This is a genomic window from Promicromonospora sp. NPDC023805 (genome assembly GCF_040639635.1).
In the GTDB taxonomy this organism is placed as follows: Bacteria; Actinomycetota; Actinomycetes; order Actinomycetales; family Cellulomonadaceae; genus Promicromonospora.
Genome location: NZ_JBFAAH010000007.1, coordinates 14,017 through 29,074 on the forward strand (window position 1 = coordinate 14,017; position 15,058 = coordinate 29,074).

At 68.9% G+C, this 15,058-nt stretch carries 14 protein-coding genes; 10 read left to right on the top strand and 4 right to left on the bottom strand.

Annotated elements, in window-relative coordinates; translation table 11 throughout:
* Positions 1-2: 2 nt before the first annotated feature.
* From AB0F70_RS09215 to AB0F70_RS09225, 3 genes are all read right to left on the bottom strand, one after another.
* Positions 3-800, bottom strand: a complete 798-nt coding sequence (locus AB0F70_RS09215; protein WP_357446525.1) for an ABC transporter permease — start codon at positions 798-800, stop codon at positions 3-5.
* Positions 797-1,825: an ABC transporter ATP-binding protein gene (locus tag AB0F70_RS09220; protein ID WP_357446528.1), complete on the bottom strand. Its 1,029-nt coding sequence runs from the start codon at positions 1,823-1,825 to the stop codon at positions 797-799. Before AB0F70_RS09220 ends, AB0F70_RS09215 begins: the two co-directional genes overlap by 4 nt.
* 71 nt (positions 1,826-1,896) lie before the next feature.
* A complete protein-coding gene (locus tag AB0F70_RS09225) occupies positions 1,897-3,477 on the bottom strand; it encodes an RNA-guided endonuclease TnpB family protein (protein ID WP_357446531.1) in 1,581 nt (526 codons plus the stop codon).
* A 299-nt stretch (positions 3,478-3,776) separates the two neighbouring features.
* On the opposite strand from AB0F70_RS09225, the gene AB0F70_RS09230 reads away from it, so the two are divergent.
* The 9 genes from AB0F70_RS09230 to AB0F70_RS09270 all read left to right on the top strand — a co-directional run bounded on the left by AB0F70_RS09230 (position 3,777) and on the right by AB0F70_RS09270 (position 11,939).
* The gene (locus AB0F70_RS09230) at positions 3,777-4,541 is read left to right on the top strand and encodes a helix-turn-helix domain-containing protein (protein WP_357446534.1); all 765 of its coding nucleotides are present in this window, start codon (positions 3,777-3,779) and stop codon (positions 4,539-4,541) included.
* A complete protein-coding gene (gene sufB / locus AB0F70_RS09235; protein WP_357446537.1) occupies positions 4,541-5,977 on the top strand; it encodes a Fe-S cluster assembly protein SufB in 1,437 nt (478 codons plus the stop codon). Before AB0F70_RS09230 ends, sufB begins: the two co-directional genes overlap by 1 nt.
* A 1-nt stretch (position 5,978) precedes the next feature.
* On the top strand, positions 5,979-7,196 hold the full coding sequence (sufD, locus tag AB0F70_RS09240) for a Fe-S cluster assembly protein SufD (RefSeq protein ID WP_357446540.1): 1,218 nt from the start codon (positions 5,979-5,981) through the stop codon (positions 7,194-7,196).
* Entirely contained in the window at positions 7,193-7,537 is a 345-nt protein-coding gene (locus AB0F70_RS09245) for a non-heme iron oxygenase ferredoxin subunit (protein ID WP_357446543.1), read from the top strand. Before sufD ends, AB0F70_RS09245 begins: the two co-directional genes overlap by 4 nt.
* Before the next feature lie 37 nt (positions 7,538-7,574).
* Positions 7,575-8,345, top strand: coding sequence for a Fe-S cluster assembly ATPase SufC (gene sufC, locus AB0F70_RS09250; RefSeq protein ID WP_357446546.1), 771 nt, complete (start codon positions 7,575-7,577; stop codon positions 8,343-8,345).
* A gap of 42 nt (positions 8,346-8,387) precedes the next feature.
* Positions 8,388-9,758 (top strand): SufS family cysteine desulfurase, encoded by a 1,371-nt coding sequence (locus AB0F70_RS09255; protein WP_357446549.1) that lies wholly within the window; start codon positions 8,388-8,390, stop codon positions 9,756-9,758.
* A 43-nt stretch (positions 9,759-9,801) separates the two neighbouring features.
* Positions 9,802-10,281, top strand: a complete 480-nt coding sequence (gene sufU, locus AB0F70_RS09260) for a Fe-S cluster assembly sulfur transfer protein SufU (RefSeq protein ID WP_357446552.1) — start codon at positions 9,802-9,804, stop codon at positions 10,279-10,281.
* Between the two features lie 10 nt (positions 10,282-10,291).
* Positions 10,292-10,669 carry a metal-sulfur cluster assembly factor gene (locus AB0F70_RS09265; protein WP_275007227.1) on the top strand — a complete coding sequence of 126 codons (378 nt, stop codon included), beginning with the start codon at positions 10,292-10,294 and terminating at the stop codon, positions 10,667-10,669.
* Positions 10,670-10,871: 202 nt separating this feature from the next.
* The gene (locus AB0F70_RS09270; protein ID WP_357446556.1) at positions 10,872-11,939 is read left to right on the top strand and encodes a LacI family DNA-binding transcriptional regulator; all 1,068 of its coding nucleotides are present in this window, start codon (positions 10,872-10,874) and stop codon (positions 11,937-11,939) included.
* 56 nt (positions 11,940-11,995) lie between these two features.
* Here the strand turns inward: AB0F70_RS09270 and AB0F70_RS09275 are convergent, their stop codons facing one another.
* Positions 11,996-13,399 (bottom strand): RICIN domain-containing protein, encoded by a 1,404-nt coding sequence (locus AB0F70_RS09275; protein ID WP_357446559.1) that lies wholly within the window; start codon positions 13,397-13,399, stop codon positions 11,996-11,998.
* 246 nt (positions 13,400-13,645) lie between these two features.
* On the opposite strand from AB0F70_RS09275, the gene AB0F70_RS09280 reads away from it, so the two are divergent.
* The gene (locus AB0F70_RS09280; RefSeq protein WP_357446562.1) at positions 13,646-14,926 is read left to right on the top strand and encodes an extracellular solute-binding protein; all 1,281 of its coding nucleotides are present in this window, start codon (positions 13,646-13,648) and stop codon (positions 14,924-14,926) included.
* Positions 14,927-15,058 lie beyond the last annotated feature (132 nt).

Here is a 15,058-nt window from a genome sequence, read left to right on the forward strand (position 1 = left end):
GATCAGTGCCAGCGGAACAGCCGCGCAGCGCCGGCGCCGAGCGCGGCGGTCCAGCCCAGCAGGATGACCACGGAGAACGGCGGCACGGATCCGTGCAGCAGGGCGCCGCGCATCGCCTCGCCCAGCGCTCCCGAGGGGAGGAGCACCGCGACGTGCGCCAGCGGGCCGGCGAGCTGTTCGGCGGGCAGCAGCACACCGCCGCCCACCGTGAGCAGCACGAGCACGAGGTTGGCCACGGCGAGCACGCCCTCGGCGCGCAGGGTCCCGGCCAGCAGCAGCGCGAGGGCGGTGAACGCGGCGGTCCCGAGCAGCCCAGCGCCGACGACGGCGGGCAGTGCGCCGAGCTCCGGACGCCAGCCGAGGGCCACCGCGACGCCCGCGATGACGATCACCTGCACCACCTCGACCGCGAGCACGCCGAGCACCTTGCCGGCCAGCAGCCCGCCGCGGCCCAGCGGGGTGGTGGCCATGAGGCGCAGCACGCCGTTGCGCCTGTCGAACGCGGTGGCGATGGCCTGGGAGGTGAACGCCGTCGACATCACGGCGAGCGCGAGCACACCCGGCGTCACGAAGTCGATACGCGTGTACCCCTGCGTGTCGAGGTCGAGGAACGAGGTGCGCACGAGGCCCACCAGCACCAGCACGGGCAGCACTATCGTCACGAGCAGCTGCTCGCCGTTGCGCAGGATCGCGCGCGTCTCGAAGGAGGCCTGGGCGGCGATCCGGCGGAGGGCCGGCGCGGCGGCAGGGGTCTCGGCAGGCGTCCGAGCCTGTCGGACGGCGACCCGCGGGCTGCTCATCGCAGGTTCCTTCCGGTGAGGTCGAGGAAGACGTCCTCGAGGGTGCGGCGGCCGGTGCTGACCGACCGGGCCAGCACGCCGCGTTCGGCGAGCCAGGCGGTCACGACCGCCAGCGCGGCGGGATCCACCGCCCCGGTCAGCGTGTACACCCCGGCCTCGCTCTCGGACCCCACCCACGCCTCAGCACTCAACGGGGTGTTGAGGGTGGTCAGCAGCGGGGTCAGGTCCAGGCCCGGGGTGGCCTCGATGCGTACCGAACCGGGTCCGGATCCGCCGTCGGTCAGCTCGCGCACGCTGCCGGACGCGATGACCTTGCCGTGGTCGACGACGTGCACGTGGTCGGCCAGGTCGGCGGCCTCGTCCATGAGGTGGGTAGTCAGGACGATGGCGACGCCGTCGGCCCGCAGCTCGCGCACCAGGTCCCAGACGGCGCGCCGGCTCTGCGGGTCCATGCCGGCGCTGGGCTCGTCGAGGAAGACGACGTCGGGCCGCCCGACCACCGCGGCCGCGAGGGCGACGCGCTGACGCTGCCCGCCCGAGAGGCGGCGCACCGTGGTGCGGGCGAAACCGTGCAGGCCCAGGCGTTCGGCGAGCTCGTCCACGGGACGCGGGCTGGCGTACATCGCGGCGACGTGCCGCAGCAGCTCCAGCGCGCGCACCCCGGTGGGGAGGCCGCCGTCCTGCAGCATGACGCCTACGCGGGGGCGCAGGGCGCGCGCGTCGGCTACGGGGTCGCGGCCGAGCACGCGGACGGTGCCGCCGTCGGGGGAGCGCAGGCCCTCGCAGCACTCGATGGTCGTCGTCTTGCCCGCGCCGTTGGGGCCAAGGACGGCGGTGACGGCGCCCTGCCGGGCGACCAGGTCGAGCCCGTCCACGACCGCGCGGCCGTCGTAGCGTTTGACGAGGCCGCGCACTTCGACGGCGACCGCGTGGTCGCCGTCGGCCGCACCGGCGGCGCTGGCTGGGGTGGCGCCTGCGGTGGCCGCCTGGGCGGAGTCGATCGCGGGCGCGTCGGACAAGGGCACCGCACAATCGTACGGCGTGTTTCAGAAGCCGAATGGCTTGTGGAACACCGCCCTTCTCGGGCGTCCAACCCTCAGGCCGCGGGTGCGGTATGAGGGTTGGTTCCCACGTCATCCAGTCCCTTACCGCCACGATTACGAGAGTCGTCGCGGGTGGGGGTGTCCTGTCGGTGGGCGTTGTTGACGGGGCCGGCTGCTTGACGGTCCCCGGCCCAGGCGGCACCACGCCCCGCACCATCGGTGACGGTGGGGTTGTGGTTCTCGGCCCAGGCGGCGAGATTCACTGCGGCATTCAGATCCCGATCCATCACATGCCCGCACTCGCGGCACTCGAAAGTGCGGTCCTTGAGCGTCAGATCCTTACGAAGAGTCCCGCAGGACGAGCAGGTCTTGGACGACGGGAACCACCGGTCCGCCAAAACGACCTGCCCGCCGCGCCAGGCCTGCTTGTACGTGATCTGCCGGGCGAGTTCACCCCACGCCGCGTCGCTGATCGCGCGGGAGAGCTTGCGGTTGGCCTTCATGCCGGTGATGTTCAGGTCTTCCAGGACCAGCCGGGCGTGGTTCTTGACCAGCTGGTTGGACACCTGATGCAGCACATGGCGACGACGGTCACGGATCCGGGCATGCTGCCGTCCCAGACGCACGACAGCCTTCTTGCGGTTCTTTGATCCCTTCTTCTTGCGGGACACCGCCTTGGACAGGCGGCGTAGCCGCGGGAGGCCACGCCGGAAGGCGCGCTGGTTGGTGACCCGTAGCACCTCGGTGCTGTCGGACGATCCGGCGACGGCCAGGGCGTGCAGGCCACGATCTACACCTATCCAACCCTTCTCGCCGTCTCCGGCGGACTGCGGGTCGCTCTTACCGGACTGGGCCTGTTGGGATGCGTGGCGTGCTGCGGGATGCAAGTCCGCGGCCTCCACCGTGATGGAGATCCACCACCGGCTCGCGCCACGCGACACGGTCACGAACAGGATCCGGGCACGCCCGGTAGCGATCATCCTCCGCAACCGTCGAGTGCACTCCCGCACCCGCAAGACACCGATCTTCGGGAGAGTCACCGATCTGATGCGCCTTCCATCGCCGGCGTCGATATCCCCGACACGAACACTCGGCCTGCCCCTGCCTATCTGGTTCCGAACTCTGAACGACCCACCGGTTGGACTCTTCTTCTTGAATCGCGGGAACCTGACCCTCGGTCCCTTCCGGGCGCCGGTGCAGGAGTCGGTCCACGCCTTCAGTCCGCGACCGAGGTCGACGCAGGCTTCCTCGAACACCTGCGCCAGCACCTGCTCCCGCCAAACCAGACCCGTCACTTCCACCCGCGCCGTCCTGGACGCGTCGACGACAAGCCGGCGCCCGGCTGCCTCGGACCGCTTCCAGGTGTTGAACGCTTTGATCAGATCAAACCCCGTCCGCGGCACCCGAACAGTGCCAGGCACGTTGCCGGGTGCATGCTGGTCGCCGTCAGGCACGACCCCCACTGTGACCTCGGGCGAGGAGCCCTGCCTGCGCTCGGCGACGGCGCGGGCATCCTTGTGCAGGCGCAGAGCCTGGTTGTACGCGAACCTCGCCGCTCCGACGTGCTGAGACAGCATGCGTTCCTGCTCGACCGACGGGTCGAGACAGAACCGGAACGACGTGTGCCTGGGCATGCGGGCATCCTGCCACCCACCTCTCACAACATCGCACACCTGTTCTACATGTCGGGAAGTGCTCGCCACCGCACCACAACCAATTCCAAAAGACGCGGCGCGCGGACCGTCGTCGTACGACGTGACCTGGGTGTGGACCACACGTGTGAGATGTGTCGCGATCGGGCCGAACTGAGGTTCGCCTTCCTTGCGCATCTCGAATTAGGGAACAAGGATGTTCTCAAAAGCATTGGCGTCTACGAGGCGTGCACACCGAGGGTGAAGTTTGCCCCCGGACCGACGTGAGGGAGGTGACCAGCATGAGCGCAGCGGCACAGGTAGCAGTGGGCCACGTGGCGAGCCACGAGACCGACGGCACCACACGTCGGCGCGTGCTCGAGCTCGTCGCTTCCCGAGGCCCGGTCACCGCCGGCGCCCTCGCCGCCGTCCTGGAGCTGACGGCGCCCGCCGTGCGCAGGCACCTGACCCTCCTGGAGGAGGACGGCAAGATCGCCGTCCACGAGGCCTCACGTTCGGGCGTGCCCCGCCGCGGGCGCCCCGCCCGGAGCTACGTCGTCACGGGCGGCGGCCAGTCCGAGCTCGCCGGCGGCTACCAGGAGATCGCGCGGCAGGTCCTGCGGTTCCTGCGCGAGACGGGCGGCAGCGAGGCGGTGGCGGGCTTCGCCAAGGAGCGGTTCGACGCCGTCGCCCGCAGCTACGCGCCGCATCTCACCGCCGACACCGCGGAGGGCCGCGCCGCCCAGCTCGTCCAGCTGCTTTCCGCCGACGGTTACGCCGCCTCCGTGCGGCCGGTCCCGGCGCCGCTGAGCGGTCCTACTGCCGGCACGGTCGCCCGTGCGGTGCAGCTCTGCCAGGGGCACTGCCCGGTCCAGCACGTGGCCGAGGAGTTTCCCGAGCTGTGCGAGCAGGAGGCCCGCGCGTTCAGCGAGCTGCTGGGCTCGCACGTCCAACGCCTCGCGACCATCGCGGGCGGTGCGCACGCGTGCACCACGAACATCCCCGTGAACCTGCCTGTGAACATCCCCCTGAACCACCCCGCGAAGACCCCCACCGAAGGAAAGTGATGAGCGCAGAAACGCAAGCGCCAGAGCAGCGCTCCGACGATGAGATCATCGCCAGCATCGGCTCTTACGAGTACGGCTGGCACGACAGCGACGCTGCGGGCATGTCCGCGCAGCGAGGCCTGAGCGAAGAGGTGGTTCGCAACATCTCGGCTCTGAAGAACGAGCCCGAGTGGATGCTGAACCAGCGGCTCAAGGCCCTGCGTCTCTTCGGCAAGAAGCCCATGCCGAGCTGGGGCTCCGACCTGTCGGGCATCCACTTCGACAAGATCAAGTACTTCGTGCGCTCCACGGAGAAGCAGGCCACCTCCTGGGAGGACCTGCCGGACGACATCAAGAACACGTACGACAGGCTCGGCATCCCCGAGGCGGAGAAGCAGCGTCTCGTCGCGGGCGTCGCCGCCCAGTACGAGTCCGAGGTCGTCTACCACCAGATCCGTGAGGACCTGGAGGAGCAGGGCGTCATCTTCGTCGACACCGACACGGGCCTGCGCGACTACCCGGAGCTCTTCCAGGAGTACTTCGGCACGGTCATCCCCTCCGGCGACAACAAGTTCTCCGCGCTGAACTCCGCCGTGTGGTCGGGTGGCTCGTTCGTCTACGTGCCGCCGGGCGTGCACGTGGAGATCCCGCTCCAGGCCTACTTCCGGATCAACACCGAGAACATGGGCCAGTTCGAGCGCACCCTGATCATCGCCGACGAGGGCTCGTACGTGCACTACGTCGAGGGCTGCACGGCGCCGATCTACACGTCGGACTCCCTGCACTCGGCCGTCGTCGAGATCATCGTGAAGAAGAACGCCCGCGTTCGCTACACGACGATCCAGAACTGGTCGAACAACGTGTACAACCTGGTCACCAAGCGCGCCACGGCCGCTGAGGGCGCCCAGATGGAGTGGGTCGACGGCAACATCGGCTCGAAGGTCACCATGAAGTACCCGGCGATCTACCTGCTGGGCGAGCACGCCCGCGGCGAGACGCTGTCCATCGCCTTCGCCGGCGAGGGTCAGCACCAGGACGCCGGCGCCAAGATGGTGCACGCGGCGCCGAACACGGTGTCGTCGATCGTCAGCAAGTCCGTGGCGCGCGGCGGCGGCCGCACGTCCTACCGCGGTCTGGTGCAGGTGCTCGAGGGCGCAAAGCACTCCGCGTCCACCGTCCTCTGCGACGCGCTGCTGGTGGACCAGATCTCCCGCAGCGACACCTACCCGTACGTGGACGTCCGCGAGGACGACGTGTCCATGGGGCACGAGGCCACGGTCTCGCGGGTGAGCGAGGAACAGCTGTTCTACCTCATGTCCCGGGGCATGGAAGAGACCGAGGCCATGGCCATGATCGTGCGCGGGTTCGTCGAGCCCATCGCGCGTGAGCTGCCCATGGAGTACGCGCTCGAGCTCAACCGCCTCATCGAGCTGCAGATGGAAGGGTCCGTCGGCTGATATGACGACTGCTACCACTGATCTGAAGACAGATCACACGCGCGCCGTTGCCGACGGCGCCCACTCGCACGGCACCGTCAAGCCCCAGGGCTCACGGGCCGAGCGCCTCACGTCCTTCGACCTGGCGGACATCCCCGTCCCCAACGGTCGCGAGGAGGAGTGGCGCTTCTCCCCGGCGGACCGCCTCCAGCCGCTGTTCCAGGCCGAGCTCGGCGCCTCGGGCGTCACGGTCCAGGTCACCGCGGCCCCTGAGGTCACCGTGGAGACCGTCGGCCGCGACGACGCTCGTCTCGGCACCGCCGGCAAGCCCGGTGACCGCACGGCGGTCACCGCGTGGAACGCCTTCGAGCAGGCCACGATCGTGACCATCCCCAAGGAGGCGGTTGCCTCCGACGTCACCTCCGTGCGCCTGACGGGCGTGTCGAAGGACGCGACGGCGGCCCACGTGCTGGTCCGCGCCGAGCGGCACTCCGAGGCAGTCGTGGTCCTGGACCACGACGGCAGCGGCACGCTCGCCGAGACGGTCGAGATCGTCGTCGAGGACGGCGCGCAGCTCACCGTCGTCAGCGTCCAGGACTGGACCGCCGGCGCCGTGCACGCCTCCTCGCACCGGGCCCGCATCGGCCGCGACGCGAAGCTCAAGCACGTCGTCGTGACGTTCGGCGGCGACGTCGTGCGCGTCACGCCGGACGCCGAGTTCACTGCCCCCGGCGGTGAGGTCGAGATGGTGGGCCTCTACTTTGCGGACACGAACCAGCACCAGGAGCACCGCCTCTTCGTCGACCACGCGGTACCGGACTGCAAGTCCCGCGTGACCTACAAGGGCGCCCTGCAGGGTGCCGGCGCGCACACAGTCTGGGTGGGTGACGTCCTGATCCGGGCGGCCGCCGAGAACACCGACACCTACGAGCTCAACCGCAACCTCGTCCTGTCGGACGGCGCACGCGCGGACTCGGTGCCGAACCTCGAGATCGAGACCGGCGAGATCGCCGGCGCCGGCCACGCCAGCGCCACCGGCCGGTTCGACGACGAGCAGCTCTTCTACCTCCAGGCTCGCGGCATCCCCGAGACCGAGGCGCGCAAGCTCGTCGTGCGCGGCTTCTTCGCCGAGCTCATCCACGAGATCGGCGTCCCGTCGGTCGAGGAGCGCCTGCTCGCCTCCATCGAGGCCGAGCTGGAGAAGTCGATGAGCGTGATCACCGGAGCACCGACCGCATGACCGCGCAGCTGGCCTGTATGACCGACGACCTGGGACCGGAGGAGGCGATGCTCGTGGAGCTCGACGGCGCCGACGGCGCCCCGGTGCCCGTGACCGTCGCTCGTGACGCGGACGGCAACTTCCACGCCATCTCCGACATCTGCTCCCACGGTGCGGTCTCGCTGTCCGACGGCGAGGTGGAGGGCTGCCTGGTCGAGTGCTGGCTGCACGGCTCCCAGTTCGACCTGCGGACCGGTCAGCCGATCCAGCTTCCGGCGGTGCGCCCCGTGCCCGTCTACCCGGTGACCGTCGACGGCGACAAGGTGCTCGTCGACATCGACGCCACCGTGCCCGTTTCCTGAATCTTCTGACTTCGCAAGCAACCCTGGAGTAATCGATATGCCCACCCTCGAGATCCGCGACCTGCACGTCAGCGTCGAGACCAAGGAAGGCCCCAAGCCGATCCTGCACGGTGTCGACCTGACCATCGCCAGCGGTGAGACCCACGCCATCATGGGCCCCAACGGCTCGGGCAAGTCCACCCTCGCGTCGGCGCTCGCCGGCCACCCCAAGTACACGGTCACCTCGGGTACCGCCACGCTCGACGGCGAGGACCTCCTGGCGATGAAGGTCGACGAGCGCGCTCGCGCCGGTCTCTTCCTCGCCATGCAGTACCCGGTCGAGGTCGCCGGCGTGTCCGTCGCGAACTTCCTGCGGACCGCCAAGACCGCCATCTCCGGCGAGGCCCCGCCCCTGCGCACGTGGGGCAAGGAGGTCAAGGGCGCGATGGAGAACCTGCGCATGGACCCGGCCTTCGCCGAGCGCTCCGTGAACGAGGGCTTCTCCGGTGGCGAGAAGAAGCGCCACGAGATCCTGCAGATGGAGCTCTTCAAGCCCCGCTTCGCGGTGCTCGACGAGACCGACTCCGGCCTCGACGTCGACGCGCTGCGCATCGTGTCCGAGGGCGTGAACCGGGCCAAGGAGCAGACCGACATCGGCATCCTGCTCATCACGCACTACACGCGCATCCTGCGCTACATCAAGCCCGACTTCGTGCACGTCTTCGTCGACGGCAAGATCGCCGAGGAGGGCGGCTCCGAGCTGGCCGACCGCCTTGAGGAAGAGGGCTACGACCGGTACCTCGTCAACAACAAGACGGTCTCGGCCTGATCCACCGCTGACGCTCTGCCGATCTTCTGCAAGGGGGAGACCATGACCACCACCGCCACCGTGCGACCGGGCAACCAGGAACCGCTGGCCGCCGCCATCGCGGGAGCCGGGCCTGTCGAGACGCAGCTCTCGACGACCGAGCTGGCCGCCGTCCGCGCGGACTTCCCGCTGCTCGAGCGCACGGTGCGGGGCGGTCAGACCCTCGTGTACCTGGACTCCGCCGCGACCTCCCAGAAGCCGCAGGTGGTGCTCGACACCGAGGTGGACTTCTACGAGCAGCGCAACGCCGCGGTCCACCGCGGTGCGCACCAGCTCGCCGAGGAGGCCACAGAGGCGTTCGAGCAGGCGAGGGCAGCCGTCGCGGCGTTCGTCGGGGCCGACGAAGGCGAGATCGTCTGGCAGCCGGGTGCGACCGCCGCGATCAACGTGGTGGCCTACGCCTTCTCGAATGCGACTCTGGGTCGCGGCGGCGAGGCGGCAGAGCGCTTCCGGCTGGCGCCGGGCGACGAGATAGTCGTCACCGAGGCGGAGCACCACGCGAACCTCGTGCCGTGGCAGGAGCTGTGCGCCCGCACGGGCGCCGTCCTGCGCTGGATCCCGGTGGGCGACGACGGCCGGCTCGACCTGTCGAACCTCGACGCCCTCGTCACCGAGCGCACCAAGGTGCTGGCCTTCGGGCACGTGTCGAACGTGACCGGAGCAGTCGCGCCGGTCGCCACGCTCGTCGCGGCGGCTCGGCGGGTCGGCGCCCTCACGGTGCTCGACGCCTGCCAGTCCGTGCCGAACATGCCTGTCGACTTCCACGAGCTCGGCGTCGACTTCGCCGCGTTCAGCGGGCACAAGATGCTCGGCCCGACCGGCGTCGGCGCGCTGTACGGGCGGCGCGAGCTGCTCGAGGCCATGCCGCCCACGATCACCGGCGGGTCCATGGTCGAGGTCGTGACCATGGAGAGCACCACGTACGCGCCGCCCCCGCAGCGTTTCGAGGCGGGCACCCAGATGGTCGCCCAGGCGGTCGGCATGGGGTGCGCGGCCCAGTACCTCGACGAGCTCGGCATGGCCGGCGTCGCCCGGCACGAGACCGAGCTGGCCGCCGAGATGCTGAAGATCGCCGAGATCCCGGGCGTCCGGGTGATCGGGCCGCTGAGGGCGGACGGGGCGGGTGAAGAGATCAGCAGGTTGGCGGTCGTCTCATTCGTGGTCGACGGCGTGCACGCGCACGACGTCGGACAGGTGCTGGACGACAAGGGCATCGCCGTCCGCGTGGGGCACCACTGCGCGCAGCCGCTGCACCGCCGGTTCGGCGTCGCGGCGACGGCCCGCGCGTCGGCGTCGGTCTACACGACCGTCGAAGAGGTAGTGGCGTTCCGGGAAGCGTTGGCAGGGGTCCGCGCGTTCTTCGGAGCAGAATGAGAACCTCCGCAAGGCCGTTCGGAAGAGTGAGAGAGGCAGCGTCGTGAGCACGCTCGAGCAGATGTACCAGCAGGTGATCCTGGACCACGCGAAGCGTCCGGTGGGCCACGGGCTCGTCGACCTGGCGTCGGTGGAGGGACATCTCGCGGGGGAGTCGCACCAGGTGAACCCGACCTGCGGCGACGAGGTGACCCTCCGGGTCGACGTCACGCCGGAGGGCACGGTGGCGGGCGTCTCGTGGGAGGGGCAGGGATGCTCCATCTCCCAGGCATCGGTGTCGGTCATGACGTCGCTGGTCGAGGGTGCGCCCCTGGCCGAGGTGGCGCGGCTCGACGGCCTGTTCCACGATCTGATGTCGTCCCGCGGCAAGGGCCTGGACGACGACGCCGCGGAGGACGCCCTCGGAGACGCGACAGCGTTCACCGGTGTGTCGCGGTACCCCGCGCGAATCAAGTGCGCGCTGCTCGGCTGGGCGGCGCTCAAGGACTCGCTGGCGCGCAGTGGCGCGCTGGCAACGAGCTGAGGAGAGACCGATGACTGAGGCGAGTACCGAGGTCGGGCAGGAAGCCCCGGCCGCTCCCGCTGAGGGAGTGGGCCCGTCGCCCACCACTGCGGTGGACGTCGAGGAAGCGATGCGCGACGTGATCGACCCCGAGCTGGGGATCAACGTCGTCGACCTGGGCCTGGTGTACGGCATCCAGGTGGACCAGAACAACCACACGACCATCGACATGACGCTCACGTCGGCGGCCTGCCCGCTGACGGACGTGATCGAGGACCAGACCGCGCAGGCGCTCGAGGGCATCGTCGACGGGTTCCGCGTGAACTGGGTCTGGATGCCGCCGTGGGGTCCGGAGAAGATCACGGACGACGGCAAGGAGCAGCTGCGGATGCTCGGGTTCAACGTCTGAGCTGGAACGGGTTCCATGCACGCCAGACTGTCTGGAGCCCGTTCCCGTCGCCCGCCGCACTCACTGGGCGATTGGGTGACGAAACCGCGTGCGCTAGGATTAAGCGCTTAAACGAAGTGCGACCGCTCCGGGAAGTCGCAGCCTCGTCCGCGTTTTGTAGAGGTCGATGCGTTATACCCTCTGCTCACTGGAAGGAGGCTGGATGCCTGTGCCGAGGGCGAAGATCAACCCGAGCATGTCCGATGTGGCGCGGCACGCCGGCGTCTCGATCGCGACGGTGTCGAACGTCATCAACCGCCCTGAGAAGGTCGCTGCGGCGACTGCCGAACGTGTGCGGGCTTCCATCGGGGAGCTGGGGTTCGTGCGCAATGACGTCGCCCGATCGCTCGCTACCGGATCGGCCAGCACGGTCGGTATGGTCCTTGCGGACCTCGACAACTCTCTGTTCGTCGACATGGCCCACGGCGCCCAGCAGGGTTCGGATGCCTCCGGGCTCCGACTGCTCCTCGGGAACGCTGCGTGCGATCTCCGCCGTCAGGACGACTATCTCGACCTGTTCGACGAGGCCCGTGTCAGGGGCGTGCTCCTCGCCCCCATGGAGGACTCTCGGTCGGGCATCGAGAGAATCCGTGCTCACGGTCGCCTGATTGTCGTCCTCAACTTCCAGCAGCCGGACGTCGACTGCTGCACGGTCCTTGTGGACAACGAGCAGGTGGGCTACCTCGCGGCACGCCACCTGATCGAAGGGGGGCGAAGCCGCCTGGCATTCCTCGCTGGACGGGAGTACTACCAGCCCGTGCAGGCGCGCCGTGCAGGCGTCAGGCGTGCGGTGCAGTCGGCGCCGGGCGTCACACTCGAGGAGATCGATGCCGGAGGGCTCGAGTTCCCGAACGGTCTGAGCGTCGCGCGCGATCTCTCCGCGCGCCGGCTCGGAGATCTGCCCGACGGCGTGGTCGCCGTGGCCGATGAGCTCGGCAACGGCCTGATCGAAGGGCTCCGGCTCGAGACCGAGGCGCGCGTTCCACAGGACATCTCGGTTGTCGGTTGCGAGGACAACCGAACTGCACAGGGCGGTCCGGTCGCGCTCACGACAGTGCAGCTCTCCGGGGTCGAGATGGGGCAGGCAGCAGCGGAGCTCCTCATCGAGGAGATGACGGCGGACCCAGGCGTGCATCGCCATCGGACAGTGGTTCTCCACCCGTCTCTCATTGCTCGGGACAGCACGTTCGGTGCGTCATCGACTGAGCTGCTCAGGGCCAAGGGCGCCTGACCGCCAGGGACGGGATGGGGCGTTGAACAGGACTCCCGTTCAACGCCCCACCGCCGCTAGCCGCGCAGCCAGTTCTGGTTGGCGCCACCGTTGCACGACCACTGGCTCGCGGCTGCCCCGTTCGTGCCGGAGCTTCCGTAGACCTCGAGGCAGAGGTTTGATCCCGCGTTTCGGACGGACGCGTACGCCCCGACGGTCGGGGTGATGGTCCAGCGCTGGGCGGACACGCCCGCACAGTCGACCTGCACCATCGCTGCTCCGGCGGTGGTGCTCGCTCCTTGCGGCTGCAGGCACTTGCCGCTGTTGACGTTGACGATCTGGTGGGCTCCGCCGCTCGCCACGAGGCGCCAGCCCTGGTTGGCGCCCCCGTTGCAGTTGCCCTGGTTGACCGCGGCGTTGTTCTGAGTGCTCTGCTCCCAGACATCGAGGCACATGGAGCTGTGCTGCACCTGCATCACCACGTCGGTTCTGCCTAGCGCAGTGCCCAGAACGGGCCAGCCGCCGCTGAAGGTCAGCGGTCGAACGTCCAAGGTCTCGCGCCCGCCATTCGCGGCGTCGTAGTAGTGGTAGGCGAGGTACTTCGCCGACCCGTCCGCGTAGACGTCGGCGCCGCCGGCAGCGACTCGTGGACTGGCCCCACGCATGACGACCGTCCCGCCGCCGTTGGCGATGTCCTGCCCTGCTTGGTCGTAGTAGGGGCCGGTGACGGAGGTCGCTCGGGCAACCACCGTGTAGTAGGTGCTGCTCGTCCCCGAACAGCACGCGCCCTTGGAGCCGAACATGTAGAAGTAGCCGCCGTCCTGGACGATCGAGACGCCCTCGACGCCCGTGGCGACCCTCCACAGGTTGTGGTCCGATGTCGAGAGCTTGCCGGTGCCCTCGTCCAGGACGTGCAGGTAGCTGGCCCCTCCTGTCCAGGATCCCCAGGAGACGTAGAGCCTTCCGTCCCCGCCCCGGACCACATCGGGGTCGATCGGGTAGTTCACGTCGGTCACCATCCCGCGGTCGGTCCAGGGCCCAGCAGGATTGGTCGCGGTCAGCAGTCCCATCGCCGCATCCGCGGTGCCCCAGAGGGAGGCGCCGTAGTAGAGGTGGTACTCGCCGTCGAAGTAGTTGACGTCCGGGGCCCAGATGTTCGGTGGCGTCGAACCCAGCTCCTGCGTGATCCACGCGGGCGTCGACGACCACGTGTTGCCGACCTTGGTCCAGCCGGTCGCCGCTGTCGAGTCGCACGTGCGGTAGATAGTGATCGACCCCGACGGGTTCTGGGAGTCGTTCTCGAACCCGGTGGAGAAGGCGTAGTGGCAGCTGCCCACCTTGATCACAGTGGGGTCGTGCAACCGGGTCTGTCCCGTGAGGGCGGCTGCCGGCGTAGCGGTGAGCGCCGCCGCTACCAGCGACAGGATGGTGACGAGCGTCGTGATCCACCAGGTGTGCGCGCGTCCGAAGGCATGTCTCATCGGTGTGACTCCCTTGTCCCCGTATGTACGGCGTGTGCGGCATCTCGCACACGGGGCGGGACGCTACTGGGTGTTAAGCGTTTCAACAAGACCCTGAGTTGACCCCCGCGATCGCGGGTGAACGCGGTTGACACGTTTTCGCGGATCGGCCTAAGGTCAGCCTTTAAGCGCTTCAATCGAGCGTGTGCTGCACTTCAAGGAGGAATTGTGGACAACCGACGCACGCGTCGCTCATGGCGACCAGGGATGACCGCGGCCGTCGCCACGATCGTGGTGGCCCTTGCCGGCTGCGCAGGTGGTGGCTCGGGCAGTGCCGCAGACAGCAACGGTGGTGTCGACTCGTTCGGGCTGCTCATCAACGACGACAACCAGATCGTGCAGGACGCCCTCACCTCGCTCAGCGAGAACGCGTGCTCGGCCGAGAACGGCGCCCTGCCGCTCGAGATCGAGACGACCCCGCAGTCCGGGCTCGACCAGCAGCTGCAGCTCCGCGGCGGGCAGGATGCGCTCCCCGCGCAGTTCGCGGCGAGCGGGTCGCCCGTCGTCACCAAGCAGCTCGATGAAGCGGGCCAGACGCTCGACCTGGAGCAGGCCCTCACCGACCTCGGTGTGCGCGACGGCATCGAGCCGGCGGCCATCTCGACCATCGAGAACCTGTACGGCGGGCTCATCGTGCTGCCCTACCAGTTCAACATCGAAGGCGTCTGGTACAACAAGGAACTCTTCGCGGAGAACGGGATCGACGTGCCCGCCACGTGGAGCGAGTTCGTCGACGCCGCTGCGACCCTCGACGCTGCCGGTGTCACCGCACTCTCGGCCTCGGGCGAGCAGGGGTGGCCCATCACCCGTCTCGTCAGCGGCTACCTCTATCGCGAGCTCGGCCCCGACGCGCTCCAGGAGGTCGCTGACGGCGAGGCCAAGCTGACCGATCCCGAGTACGTGGCCGCCGCTCAGGCGATCGCGGACCTCGGCGCAGCGGGCTACTTCGGTGAAGGCGTCGGGTCGATCGACTACGACACCTCTGTCGCGCAGTTCCTGACCGGCGAGGCCGGGATGTTCTACATGGGCAGCTGGGCGCTCGGAGCGTTCAACGATCCGGCACAGAACCAGATCGGCGAGGACAACATCGGGTTCTTCCCGCTGCCCGAGGTCGAGGGCGGAGCAGGCACTGCCGACCAGATTCCCGCCAACGTCGGCCTGCCGATCGCGGTCTCCGCGAACGGTTACAACGAGGAGGTGGGCGCGTGGCTCGGATGCATCGTGGACAACTACGGTTCGACGTCGCTCGGTGAGCAGGGCACGATCTCCGGCTTCACGGTCAACGACGAGGTGAGCGGCGTCCCGCCGCTGACGGAGCTCGTCCAGGACACGATCTCCAGCACTACCGAGAGCACGCTGTGGTTCGAGGCGTTGTTCGGTGCGAAGGCGACGACGACGAGTCAGCAGAACGCGGCGCCCCTCGTGACCGGCGCTCTCTCCGCCGAGGAGTTCATGGCCAAGGTTCAGGCCGACCTCGACTCGGAGTAGTCGACCGGTGTCGTTCCGGGTGCCACCCGGCGGCGGCGCCACCAGGCGTCGCCGCCCCGACCTGCGGCTTAGGTAGAGAGACTCATGCACAACGTCCTCGGCGATCGGAAAGCGATCGCCATCCTTCTCGGG

What these genes read in the sequence shown, in the direction of transcription:
- AB0F70_RS09215 (WP_357446525.1), bottom strand. Translation starts at nt 800, where the DNA reads ATGAGCAGCCCGCGGGTCGCCGTCCGACAGGCTCGGACGCCTGCCGAG.
- sufC (WP_357446546.1), top strand. Translation starts at nt 7,575, where the DNA reads ATGCCCACCCTCGAGATCCGCGACCTGCACGTCAGCGTCGAGACCAAG.
- AB0F70_RS09230 (WP_357446534.1), top strand. Translation starts at nt 3,777, where the DNA reads ATGAGCGCAGCGGCACAGGTAGCAGTGGGCCACGTGGCGAGCCACGAG.
- AB0F70_RS09270 (WP_357446556.1), top strand. Translation starts at nt 10,872, where the DNA reads ATGCCTGTGCCGAGGGCGAAGATCAACCCGAGCATGTCCGATGTGGCG.
- AB0F70_RS09275 (WP_357446559.1), bottom strand. Translation starts at nt 13,399, where the DNA reads ATGAGACATGCCTTCGGACGCGCGCACACCTGGTGGATCACGACGCTC.
- sufB (WP_357446537.1), top strand. Translation starts at nt 4,541, where the DNA reads ATGAGCGCAGAAACGCAAGCGCCAGAGCAGCGCTCCGACGATGAGATC.
- AB0F70_RS09225 (WP_357446531.1), bottom strand. Translation starts at nt 3,477, where the DNA reads ATGCCCAGGCACACGTCGTTCCGGTTCTGTCTCGACCCGTCGGTCGAG.
- sufD (WP_357446540.1), top strand. Translation starts at nt 5,979, where the DNA reads ATGACGACTGCTACCACTGATCTGAAGACAGATCACACGCGCGCCGTT.
- AB0F70_RS09280 (WP_357446562.1), top strand. Translation starts at nt 13,646, where the DNA reads ATGACCGCGGCCGTCGCCACGATCGTGGTGGCCCTTGCCGGCTGCGCA.
- AB0F70_RS09245 (WP_357446543.1), top strand. Translation starts at nt 7,193, where the DNA reads ATGACCGCGCAGCTGGCCTGTATGACCGACGACCTGGGACCGGAGGAG.
- AB0F70_RS09255 (WP_357446549.1), top strand. Translation starts at nt 8,388, where the DNA reads ATGACCACCACCGCCACCGTGCGACCGGGCAACCAGGAACCGCTGGCC.
- AB0F70_RS09265 (WP_275007227.1), top strand. Translation starts at nt 10,292, where the DNA reads ATGACTGAGGCGAGTACCGAGGTCGGGCAGGAAGCCCCGGCCGCTCCC.